Below are 12,463 nucleotides of genomic sequence, written 5' to 3'. Positions count from 1 at the left end.
TATTAAACCAAATAAATGCTTGGTGTTTAATTAATTATTATTTGTAGTGTAAGGATTGATGCTGAGTGAGAATAAAAAATAAATGATGATACAGTTTTTGAAGGAAAAAAGAATATTTGATAAAAATAAGAATCCTCTAATTGAATTTGTAAGGTTAGAATCATTTGGAGGAATTGTATTGATGTTTTTTACTATTCTAGCCATTGGGTTAACCAATTCCACATTTGGAGAATCCTTTTTATCTTACTGGAAACAATATTTAGGCATTAATTTTGGTGATTGGGAGCTAAACAAGAGTCTTTTACACTGGATTAATGACGGCTTAATGGCAGTTTTCTTCTTCGTAGTTGGATTGGAAATAAAAAGGGAATTGCTTACAGGAGGTCTGTCATCAGTTAAAAAGGCGAGTTTACCAATTTTTGCGGCTATTGGAGGTATGTTGGTGCCTGCATTAATATATTTTGGTCTAAATCAAACAGGATCAGGAACACATGGCTGGGGAATCCCAATGGCAACAGATATTGCTTTCGCCTTAGGAATATTACTTCTTTTGGGCAAAAGAATACCGACTTCACTTAAGCTCTTGTTAACATCAATTGCAATTGTTGATGATATAGGCGCTGTAATTGTAATTGCTCTTTATTATACCAGTGAAATAGATTGGGTTTATCTTCTTTACGGCGGTGGTATATATGCTGTTTTATGGTGTCTCAATTTATTAAAAATCAGAAATATTCCTGTTTTTTTATTTCTTGGTGTTTTACTTTGGTTTGCTTTGTTAAAATCGGGCATACATGCAACACTTGCAGGTATTCTATTAGCCTTCACAATACCGGCCAGAGCAAACCGAAATGTTTTCGAATTCATTCGATCCAATACCATACTATTAAAACAATTGGGAACTACTCTTGCTAAAGATAAAAAGTCAAAGGAGAAAAACGTACAAGCCTCAATCACTTCCATAGCAGCTAATTGTGTTGAGGTTATATCACCATTGCAAAGGTTAGAACATTTATTTCATCCATGGGTAGCCTATTTAATAGTTCCCTTATTTGCTTTTTCCAATGCAGGTGTAATTGTAAATGGTGATTTAATGAGCAAAGCTTTTGATCCAATCTCCCTTGGTATAATTTTAGGTCTGTTTATAGGGAAACCATTGGGCATTTTTCTGTTTTCCCATTTAGGAGTAAAAATGGGCATTGCTCAAAAACCTCAAAAAATATGTTGGTCACAAATTATTGGAATTGGCTTTTTGGGAGGAATTGGTTTTACCATGTCTTTCTTTGTCTCGCAACTTGCCTTTTCTGATTTGTTAATTTTAAATCAGGCAAAAATTGCTGTGCTAATAGCTTCAATTATGTCGGGTTTGATAGGTTTTTTCATCTTAAAATTATTCGGTAATCAATCAACGAAATAAATGTTTTCATAGTTTAGTTAATTTTTTGAGGGCCGAAGCATATGTTTCGGTCTTCTCTTTTTATTTAGTCAATGAATTATTCATAAATTTTTTATTTTTTTTAATGATGCGATAAACTTGTAATTCAGAACGTTTAGTCCTGTAATGCCTATTAATAAAGAGGTGTAGTGATTTTTTTATTGCAAAAAGATTTGGAGGATAAGAAAAAATCCCCATCTTTGCATCGCAATCAAATGAAACGCGGATGTGGCGTAATTGGTAGCCGCGCTAGACTTAGGATCTAGTGCCGAGAGGCGTGGGGGTTCGAGTCCCTTCATCCGCACAAAAAGATCGATACGAAAGTGTCGGTCTTTTTTTTTGCTCCAAATCTAAATGTTCAATTCTGGATTTTCTTTGTATCTTCTTCAAACCAATTATTTTATTATGAAGCAACGATGCACTTTAAGTCAACTTCTGGGAATTGAACATTCAATACTGCTGGCTCCTATGTTTTTAATATCCAACACCAAAATGGTTATTGAGGCTCTGAGCTGTGGCTGTACTGCAGCCATTCCTGCTCTTAATTACCGATCAGAAAAGGAATTGCACGAGGCCATATTGGAAATCAGGAGGGCGATATCAAAACCATTTGGTTTTAATCTAATTGTGAATAAATCCAATCTTAAATATAAGTCTCAATTAAAGACTTTGCTTGATCTTAAAGTGGATTTTATAATTACCTCCCTGGGGAATCCTAAAGATGTTATTGCATCGTGTCAACCTTTGGGCATTAAAGTTTTTTGTGATGTTACAGATGTGCGATATGCTCAAAAAGTGGAGCAATTGGGTGCGGATGCAATTATTGCTGTCAACTCGCAGGCTGGCGGACACTGCGGCCATTTACCTGCAAAGGAATTAATTTCTAAATTACTTCAGTTTACAAACTTACCAATTGTATCTGCAGGCGGAATTCGTAATAATTTGGATGTGAAGCAAATGATGGAGTGGGGAGCATCCGGTGTTTCTGTTGGTACTATTTTTATTGCCACTTACGAATCCGATGTTTCAAAGGAGTACAAGCAGGCAATGATTCAATACGGCTCAAAAGATATCATAAAATCAACAAAATTAACCGGCTCAGCACTCACAGTAATCAACACAGCATATGTAAAGAGAATTGGAACTAAGGCAAACTTTTGGGAGTGGTTAATTAATAATAGTTCCATTCTTAAAAAATATGCAAAGCTGATTTTAGCCTGGCAAGGAATGAGTAAAGTAAAAAAATCTGCATTTAAAGCAAGTTATCACAATGTGTGGTGCGCAGGTCCAAGCATTGAAAGTGTAAAAAGCATTCGCTCTGTCAAAGATGTTTTATCTGGCTTAATCCAAGCTGATAATTAACCTTTTCATGGTTGCAGGTAAAGAATTATCTAGTGCACAGTATTCCGCTTTATTCAAAAAATATCAGTAATAATAATTATTATTACCTAATTGTTTTAATTAATCAATATGAAATACTACTTTTATTATGTAATAATTACATGAGTGCATTTTTTATTGCTTCAATAATAAAACTAAAGGTGGAATAAGCCGAATTAACCTTAAAATAGAAGTAGGTAGTAAAAAAACAAAATAACAATGAGTGAACAAGTTATTCAAATAGTCGAGAAGAAAAGCAACGGAATGGCAACTGCGGGTTTCGTTTTGGCCCTTATTACCGTATTTTTTGGTTGGATTCCTTTTGTTGGATGGGTTACTTGGCTGTTAGGGCTTATTTTTAGTGCTCTTGGATTAAGTAAAGCTAATAAAGTTGGAGTTGGTAAAGGACTGGCCATTGCAGGTTTAGTTATTAGCTTAATTGGCATTGTGGTGTTACTTGTAGTTGCTGCAAGCTTAGCAGCCATAATTGGCATGAACGTCTAATCAGAAATTCTAACGAAAGGAGGTTGCCGAAAATCCTTAATAGAGTAGGCAATTTATTTCTTCATGATCAAAACAGATCATTTTGTAAGTTTTTCGAATCCCCGCCAACCAATCCAATTTTGCTCTGCCACATCATCTGCAATTCGAATTAGCCGATCGTTAAAATCATTTCTTATCGCATTTTCATTGAAATATGTAACCGCTTCGGCAAACGATTTAAGCATGCTCTTATAAAAGGCTTCCTGCTTAATGTATTTTTCAGAAGTGTATGTAATTGCTATTTCAATCTGATAAAGCATTACATCTGCAATCAAGTTTGGTTCCACACCAAGCTTTTTAAAATGGCGAATAAATTTTTGAGCTACAGAACGTCTCATTTTCGCTTTACGGCCCGATACAGGAAAGTATTCTTTCGAAATTTTGAATTTACATTCTTCCAGCAATTTATTCTCCTGAGGATTAAATGCGAAATCGTAAAACTCCTTAACATCTTTAAATCTGGTATAAAGATCGGTAATTTGTTCCTGAAGCTGCTTTTTGTTCAGTTGCTGCAGGTATTCTTTTAAGTCTTTTTTGCTCATGTATTTTACTAAAAATTAAAAGTTATTGCTTAGATGCAAATTTACTAATAAAATTATCCTTTTTATAAGTGGTACAGAAGTTTTATTGCTTTCCAAAACAGACTAATTGTTTTAGTGAATTTTATTTTCGGCTTATGATGAATATTTAAAATTGTAATTATTTGTTTAATTAAAATTAATAATAGCAAGCTAATTATAGTGTCATTTATATTTTAATCTTCAATTTTGGCATGTTTGTGGTTATTTTAATGCGTTTTGTGTAAAAGCTTTAGATCATGTAATATGACTTCAGTAAATTTATTTTGTTGATTAGATGGAGGAGATAGATATATAATTATGATTTTATTGTTTTAAAATTTTGATTTGTCCCAATACCAGTAAGAAGCTCTCGTTTCTATTTAACAATTTTAAATGAACCTTAAAATTTGACTGTGAATCACGTACATAATTTTTTGATATTATTCCTTGTCAATTGTGGTATTCATCTATATCATATAATGCCATCTCTAATTCAAAGAGACAAAACAGCGTGTCCTTCATTTTTTTCTTTTGCAACTGCTGTTCATCGTATTTCCACTATGTCAGTAAAAAACTTATTAGGTGCAAAAATACCATCTATTAATTGGAATGTGTGTAATTGGAAGCAAGAACGAATTATTTATTTTTTGTGTTAATTGACTAAAAGTAAACTATATAAACCTGATGAAGTTCTGGATATTTTCAAACCACAACCATATTTATTCAATAGTTAACTTCATCGAAATATTCATTTAAACCTTAAAAAATTCAACAATGAAAAAAGTAATGTTAATTATGGTCGCTGTAGTTGTTACTGCAGCAGCATCTTTTGCTCAACAAAATGTTTCCGAAATTCAACAACTTGGAACAGATCAAGAAGCTACAGTTGATCAGGTAGGTGTTTGGAATTACAGTCAAATAAATCAATCCGGAGAATTAAATGTTGCTTCAGCTACTCAGTTAGGCGATTTAAATTCTTCTTTTATTAATCAGATTAATAGTGTTTGGGTAGAAGCTTACGTTGAGCAATACGGATTCTTGAATTTCTCTTCTGTATATCAAAGTAGTGATTGGGATATTGCAAATGTACTTCAAGATGGTAATTTTAATATTTCGTATGTTGAGCAAGTGAACAATTTCTGGTCAGAAGCTTTAATAAATCAATTTGGAGATTCTAATTGGGCTAAAGTTGATCAGGCTGATGGTTATCGTGATTTTGCCGGCATTATTCAGGATGGTTTTGCAAATCAAGCAAGAATACGTCAATATGGTAATGATAGCAATTGGGCAGGTGTTATTCAAACAGGATCGTTCAATTTAGCCGATGTATATCAGGCCAATGGAATTGGTAATTCTTCTTACGTTACACAAGAAGGTGAAGATAATTGGGCATTTGCAACTCAAATGGGTGGCGAAGGCAATTCTATCGAAGTTGAACAATATGAGAATAGTAATACTGCAGTAGTAAATCAGTATGGCGGTGTTATGAATCGTGCTTATGTTGGTCAGTTAGGAGACTGGAACTTCGGTAAAATTACACAAGTAAAAGGAGAGGATAACTATGCAGGTATCGCACAGATTGGTTATGCTAATGATGCTTCTATTAAGCAAATTAAGGGAGAATCTAATTGGGCCGGTTTGGTTCAAAATGGTGATTTCAATAAAGCCACTGCTATTCAAAGAAAAGGTATTGATAACGAAGCGTACGCAGAGCAGGCAGGTGATGGAAATACTGTAATGATGAAACAAATTCGCGGCGAAGGAAATTTGGCAGAAGTTTACCAGATTGGTGATGATAACTTTTCCTATACAAAACAGGTTGGTGGTGAGAACAATACTATTTCTGTATTGCAGGATGGAGCAATGAATTATACCGAGACTTATCAGTTTGGTGGTGGTGAGAACCTTGCAATTATAGAGCAATCTGGTTATGGTAACTATTCAGGTATCCTACAAGAAAATGTAACAAATTCTGTTGCTGATATTTTTCAGGATGGTGAATTAAACGAATCTGTTGTTCTTCAATACAACGGGGACAATAATTTTGCAATAGTTACTCAGGTTGGAGATTACAATTATTCTGGAATTTCACAGGATGGATCCGACAATGCTGCTGATGTATATCAGTCAGGTTTTGGACATTCAAGTGTAGTAATGCAGTATGGTAATGGAAATAGTGCAACAGTAGATCAAACTAATTCCAGTTTAAATCCATAATTAAAATATTTTAGCTGTCTTTATATTTCTAAAGACAGCTACTTCTAAAAATTTTAAGTTGATTTTGTTTTAAAGGTTGAGTCAACTTTAATAATGATAAAATCTGAAAAGTATTCGTAATTTGTGTGGTTGTAAATTGCGGAAGTGAATTAGATTTTATTAAGAGCAAGATAAGGAATGTTCATTTTGAGCATTCCTTATTTGTTTATATACAAAGAACCGACAGCTATCTTTGTCGAGATTAAACTATCGGTTCTAACCACTTAACTGCCTATGTTTAGTGTAACTTATTGCATTTTTTAAGCCCCTAAGTATTTGTGAATTGCGTGAGCTGTTTTGCGTCCATGATCCAATGCGCGAACAACCAGGCTTGCACCGGATGTTGCATCACCTGAGCAGAAAATTTTCGAATTTGAAGTTTGACCTTTCGCATCAGTTTTAATATTTCCTCTGCCATCCAATTCAAGTCCTAATTCATTAACTAATCCTTCATGCACGGGATGAACAAATCCCATAGCTAATAATATTAAATCAGCATCAATGGTTTCTTCAGTTCCTGGAACTTCATTCATTTTGAATTGTCCCTTTTCATCCTTAGTCCATTCAATTTGTGTGATAGTAAGTTTTTTCACGCTGCCATCTTCACCTAAAATCTCTTTAGAACTAAGAGACCATCTTCTCTCACAACCCTCAAGGTGAGAACTGGAAGTTCTTAAAGTTTCCGGCCAGTAAGGCCAAGGATTGGTCTCTTTTCTTTCTTCAGGTGGTTTTGGCAGCAATTCTATCTGCAAAACAGATTTTGCCTTTTGACGAATTGAAGTCCCAACACAATCGGAACCAGTATCGCCACCTCCAATAACAACAACGTTTTTACCTTTAGCAGATATTCTTTCCTGCTTGGTGAATTCGTCGCCACGTATCAGTTTATTTTGTTGCTTGAGAAAATCCATAGCAAAATGTACACCTTCCAGTTCACGGCCTTTAATTGGCAAATCGCGTGGTTTCATTGCACCAATTGCGAGGCAAATGGCATCATATTCCGCTTCCAATTCAGTAAATGAAACATTTCCACCTACATCCTGATTGGTTTTAAATTCGATACCTTCCTCAACAAAAAGTTCCAAACGTCGATCAATAACGCCTTTATCCAATTTAAAATCAGGTATTCCGTAACGAAGTAATCCGCCAATCGCATCATCTTTTTCAAATACAGTCACATTATGACCAGCTCTGTTTAGCAGATCTGCAACAGATAATCCTGCTGGTCCTGACCCAATTACAGCGATCTTTTTACCAGTTCGCTTTTTAGGAGGCCGAGCCTTGATATAGCCGTACTCAAAAGCTTTTTCGATAACAGCAGCCTCATTTTCGCGTATGGTTACAGGCGATTTCTGCAACGCCAGCACACAAGATTTCTCGCATGGAGCCGGACAAATTCTTCCTGTAAATTCGGGAAAGCTGTTCGTTGAATGTAAAATTTGGCTTGCCTCCTCCCAATTTTCTCTGTAAACAGCATCCTGCCATTCGGGAATTTTGCTGGCTGTAGGACAGGCCCAGTGACAGAAAGGTACACCGCAATCCATACATCTGGCTGCTTGATCTATTCTGTCATCAAGATTCAAAGTCTGTTCAACTTCTCCAAAATCCCCAATTCTATCTCTTACCGGACGGTAGCCGGCTTCTTTTCTTTTTATCTCTAAAAAACCTTTCGGATTTCCCATAATCGTTCTGTTTGTTAATGAATAGTGCAGTAATTAAAGGAAAGGATCGAATCCTGTTTTCACCCTTCCTTAAAATTTAATTACTCATGAACTTCTGTTTGTGATTGAGCCGCTTTTAACTTTCGGTGAATCTTCTTCAGTTTTTTCTCCTCAAGAACTTTTTTATACTCATAAGGAATAACTTTCACAAAATGTGGTAGATATTCTTCCCAATGAGTAAGTACTTTAGAAGCCACACTACTCTGTGTTAATAACAAATGTTCGTGGATCATTCCCTGAAGCTCATGAATATCCTGCATATTTTCAACGGGTTCAAGGGAAACAAGACTTTTGTTGCAAAAATAATCCAATCGTCCTTCCATATTAAGAACGTAAGCAATTCCACCACTCATACCAGCCGCAAAGTTTCTACCTGTTTTACCTAGAATTACAACTCTACCTCCGGTCATGTATTCGCAACCATGATCACCAACACCTTCAACAACAGCGATTCCACCGGAATTACGAACACAAAAACGTTCTCCCGCCATTCCTCTTATATATGCCGATCCGCTGGTTGCACCATAAAGCGCGGTATTTCCAATAATAATTTGTTCTTCAGGTTTAAATTTGCTTTTCTCCGAAGGATAAACAACCAGCTTTCCTCCCGATAAGCCCTTTCCAAAATAGTCATTAGAGTCACCAATCAAACGGAAAGTAATTCCTTGTTCAAGAAAAGCTCCAAAACTTTGTCCTGCAGATCCTCTAAATATGCAATGAATTGTATCCTCGTCTAAAACTCTTTTTGGTTTTAGTAAAGCAACTTTACCCGAAAGCATAGCTCCTGTGGTTCTGTCAGTATTGTTGATTTTCTGATCAATCCAAACTTTTTCTCCATCATGCAACGCTTTCGCAGATTGTTTAATCAGCTCATGATCAAGAACCTCACCAATGGATTTTATTTTAGCGTTTGCACCACATATGGTGTGTCCATCAGTGTTTGGAAGATGAATTAAGTTGTCTATACTAACTGTTTTTGCTTTCCAATTTTCGATGTTTTTGCGTTTTTCCAGTAAATCAGATCGACCAACCAAATCATCAAATTTTCGAATTCCAAGTTCCGCCATCAATTCACGACACTCTTCTCCTAAGAAAGTAAAATAGTTAATCAGCCATTCTGAACGACCAAGGAATTTTTCTCTAAGCTCCTTGTTTTGAGTTGCGATTCCAACAGGACATGTGTTTAGGTGACATTTACGCATCATTACGCAACCCAACACCACCAAGGCGCTTGTAGCAAATCCAAACTCCTCAGCTCCAAGCAGGGCCATTGAAATAATATCCCTTCCGGTTTTTAATTGTCCATCGGTTTGTAATTTGATACGACCACGCAAATCGTTCATTACAAGTGTTTGCTGCGCCTCAGCTAATCCAAGTTCAACAGGTAATCCTGTATGTTTAATTGAACTCAACGGACTTGCGCCTGTTCCACCTTCGCAGCCTGCAATCACAATAAGATCAGCGTTTGCTTTGGCAACACCCGCAGCAACAGTTCCAACACCATTTTCTGAAACCAGTTTCACACTTACACAAGCTGTTGGATTTATATTTTTCAGATCGAAAATTAATTGTGCTAAATCTTCAATTGAATAAATGTCATGATGTGGAGGCGGAGAGATCAGTGTAATCCCCGGAGTTGAATTCCTAAGCTTAGCTATGATGTTATCAACTTTAAATCCAGGTAATTGACCTCCTTCTCCCGGTTTTGCACCTTGAGCTACCTTAATTTGCAATTCATCAGCATTTACAAGATATTCAGCATTTACACCAAATCGACCTGAAGCAATTTGCTTAATTGAACTTCTTGCACTTGAATAAAATCGTTTTGAACTTTCTCCTCCTTCACCGGTATTACTTCTGCCGCCAATTTTATTCATTGCAATAGCCAGAGCTTCATGAGCCTCTTTTGAAATGGAACCATAAGACATGGCACCAGTACAAAATCTTTTCATGATGTTTTCAACCGGTTCTACTTCACTGATATCAATAGGATTCTTTTTATAATCAAAGAAGCCTCTTAAAAAATTGGGAGAAGCAGTTTCTTTATTTACAATTGTGCTGTATTCCTTAAATTTTTTGAAATCATTTGTTCTGGTTGCCCATTGCAGTAATCCTATTGTTTCAGGGTTCCAGCTATGAGGCTCACCATTTTTTCTGTAGTGAATATTTCCATTATTCGTAAGTAAATCCTGATTATCGAAAGGATTCTCTTCTGAATAAGCTTTCTTGTGATGACAAAGAATTTCTTCTGAAATCTCTTTTAATCCAATTCCCTCAATTCTGGAAATTGTACCTGTGAAGTATTTGTCAATAACATCTTTACTCACACCTAAAGCCTCGTAAATTTGGGCACCAAGATAACTGCCAATGGTTGATATTCCCATTTTAGACATCACTTTTAGCAATCCCTTATCAACGGCTTTTATATAGTTTTTACGAGCCGTTTTATACTCAAGATTGGTTCTTCCATCTTTCACCAATTTGTCAATAACCGCATAACTCATGTATGGATTAATAACACTAGCCCCGTATGCAATCAGTAAGGCAATATGATTTACTTCACGAGCCTCACCCGTTTCCACAACGAGACCAATCTGCATCCTCTTTCTCTTCTTTATAAGATGATGATGAACCGCTGCTACAGCTAAAAGAACAGGAATTGGAGCCATTGATTCGGACATATTCCGATCCGTAAGAATAATGTAATTTTTCTGTTCGTCAACAGCCTTTTCAGCTAACAGACAAATAGAATCCAAAGCACTTTCCAAGCCAGCACCATTTTGAGACGCTTTAAACAGTATATCAATGGATTGATGTCTGAATTCTTCATGCTTAAGTTTCTTTATCTTGCCAAGATCAGTATTAGTAATTAACGGACTTTTGAATCGAATTAACTTACAATGCTGAGCTGTTTCATCCAATAAATTTTTCTGAACTGATCCTATATAATTGGTCAGATCCATCACCAGATTCTCCCGAATTGAATCAATTGGAGGATTGGTTACCTGAGCAAATAATTGACGGAAGTAATTGAAAAATAATTGAGGTTTTGGCGACAATACCGGTATCGGAGCATCGTTACCCATCGATCCGACAGGCTCTTGTGCACCCGTTGCCATTGGAAGAAGAACTCTTTCAAAATCTTCTTTGCAATAGTTAAAGGTCTTCTGGCAAATGTTAAAATGATCTCCAATATCTGAAGGAACCCTTTTTTCAACAGGAATAGCCTTTAAATCCAAACGATTCTCTTTTAGCCAGTTTTGATAAGGATTACGATAAGTCAGTTGTGATTTTACCTCCTGGTCAGGAATGATGATTCCTAACTGAGTATCAACAAGCAATAGCTTACCTGGTCTTAGACGACCCTTTTCTTTAATTTCTTCGGCTTTAAATTGTTGAATACCCACTTCAGAACCCATTACAATCATGTCATCCTGAGTAATCACATAACGGGAAGGGCGCAATCCATTTCTATCCAATGTGCCGCCAATATAACGGCCATCAGAAAATACCAACGAAGCTGGTCCATCCCAAGGCTCCATAAAAGTGGAATGATATTCGTAAAATGCTTTTAAACTATCAGGGATAGGATTTTTTTCATTCCACGATTCCGGCACCATCATACTCAAGGCATGCGGCAGACTTCTTCCAGTTAAGAATAAAAATTCAAGCACATTATCGAAAGAGGCAGAATCACTCTTGTTTGGTTCAACAACCGGGAATAGTTTTTTGATGTCATCACCAAACATCTCCGATTTTAAAAGAGATTCACGGGCTTGCATCCACAAACGGTTTCCTTTTATTGTATTGATTTCACCATTGTGAGCTACAATACGAAATGGCTGAGCTAAATCCCAGGAAGGGAATGTGTTGGTACTAAAACGTGAGTGAACCATTGCAATAGCGCTTTCCATACGGGAATCCTGAAGATCACTATAATATTTCCCCAGTTGGTCGCTTGCAAACATTCCCTTATATACCAAAACTTTAGACGAAAGACTAGGAATGTAAAACATCTCCTTTTCCTTCATTTTAGTTGCGCGAATATAACTTTCAGCTTGTTTTCTAGCTAAATAGAGTCGTCGTTCCAATTCATCCTGTTCGTAATTTCCACCAACAAAGATTTGTTTGATCACTGGTTCTGATTGTCTTGCAATTTCACCAATTGCATTGGTGTCCGTTGGGACATCACGTAATTGAAGAAATTCCAATCCTTCTTCTTCCAGAATCTGAATAAGAACTTCAAGACAGAACTTTTCTTCGGTTTCGTCTTTTGGTAAGAAAATTAAACCGGTACCATATCTTCCTGCTAAAGGAAGCTTGATTCCAATTTTTTTGTAGAAACTGTGAGGTAGTTGCATTAAAATACCGGCACCATCACCACTTACATTATCAGCACCACGTGCTCCCCGGTGTTCCATATTGCAAAGCACCTCCAGTCCACGGGTAATAATCTCGAAAGATTTTTTTCCTTTAATGTTGGCTACAAAGCCAATCCCACAATTGTCATGTTCGTTCTGAGGGTCGTAAAGACCCTGCTGTTTTGGTCTAAGGTTTCGCATAGGCAA

The 12,463-nt window shown here is 36.3% G+C and carries 7 protein-coding genes and 1 tRNA gene; 5 read left to right on the top strand and 3 right to left on the bottom strand.

The genetic code is table 11. The features are described 5' to 3' along the window. The first annotated feature begins 85 nt into the window (after positions 1-85). From nhaA to ACY0M5_RS12945, 4 genes are all read left to right on the top strand, one after another. Positions 86-1,417, top strand: a complete 1,332-nt coding sequence (gene nhaA / locus ACY0M5_RS12960) for a Na+/H+ antiporter NhaA (protein ID WP_461629426.1) — start codon at positions 86-88, stop codon at positions 1,415-1,417. 240 nt (positions 1,418-1,657) lie between these two features. Beyond that, a tRNA-Leu gene (locus ACY0M5_RS12955) sits at positions 1,658-1,739 on the top strand. Positions 1,740-1,840: 101 nt separating this feature from the next. Next, complete coding sequence (locus ACY0M5_RS12950) at positions 1,841-2,797, top strand: NAD(P)H-dependent flavin oxidoreductase (RefSeq protein ID WP_461629425.1); 957 nt, start codon at positions 1,841-1,843, stop codon at positions 2,795-2,797. Between the two features lie 237 nt (positions 2,798-3,034). Next, on the top strand, positions 3,035-3,319 hold the full coding sequence (locus tag ACY0M5_RS12945; RefSeq protein WP_124993618.1) for a hypothetical protein: 285 nt from the start codon (positions 3,035-3,037) through the stop codon (positions 3,317-3,319). Positions 3,320-3,396: 77 nt separating this feature from the next. Here the strand turns inward: ACY0M5_RS12945 and ACY0M5_RS12940 are convergent, their stop codons facing one another. Then, a complete protein-coding gene (locus ACY0M5_RS12940; RefSeq protein WP_461629424.1) occupies positions 3,397-3,900 on the bottom strand; it encodes a DUF6155 family protein in 504 nt (167 codons plus the stop codon). A 792-nt stretch (positions 3,901-4,692) separates the two neighbouring features. Between ACY0M5_RS12940 and ACY0M5_RS12935 the strand changes: the two genes are divergently transcribed. Beyond that, complete coding sequence (locus tag ACY0M5_RS12935; protein WP_461629423.1) at positions 4,693-6,135, top strand: hypothetical protein; 1,443 nt, start codon at positions 4,693-4,695, stop codon at positions 6,133-6,135. A 299-nt stretch (positions 6,136-6,434) separates the two neighbouring features. Here the strand turns inward: ACY0M5_RS12935 and ACY0M5_RS12930 are convergent, their stop codons facing one another. Beyond that, complete coding sequence (locus ACY0M5_RS12930; protein WP_124993615.1) at positions 6,435-7,856, bottom strand: glutamate synthase subunit beta; 1,422 nt, start codon at positions 7,854-7,856, stop codon at positions 6,435-6,437. Positions 7,857-7,936: 80 nt separating this feature from the next. Then, the gene (gltB, locus tag ACY0M5_RS12925) at positions 7,937-12,457 is read right to left on the bottom strand and encodes a glutamate synthase large subunit (protein WP_461629422.1); all 4,521 of its coding nucleotides are present in this window, start codon (positions 12,455-12,457) and stop codon (positions 7,937-7,939) included. Positions 12,458-12,463 lie beyond the last annotated feature (6 nt).

It is taken from the genome of Labilibaculum euxinicum, from assembly GCF_963678175.1.
Lineage (GTDB): Bacteria > Bacteroidota > Bacteroidia > Bacteroidales > Marinifilaceae > Labilibaculum > Labilibaculum euxinus.
Note: the sequence above shows the minus strand (reverse complement) of the source record. Positions and strands in the feature narration are given on the sequence as shown.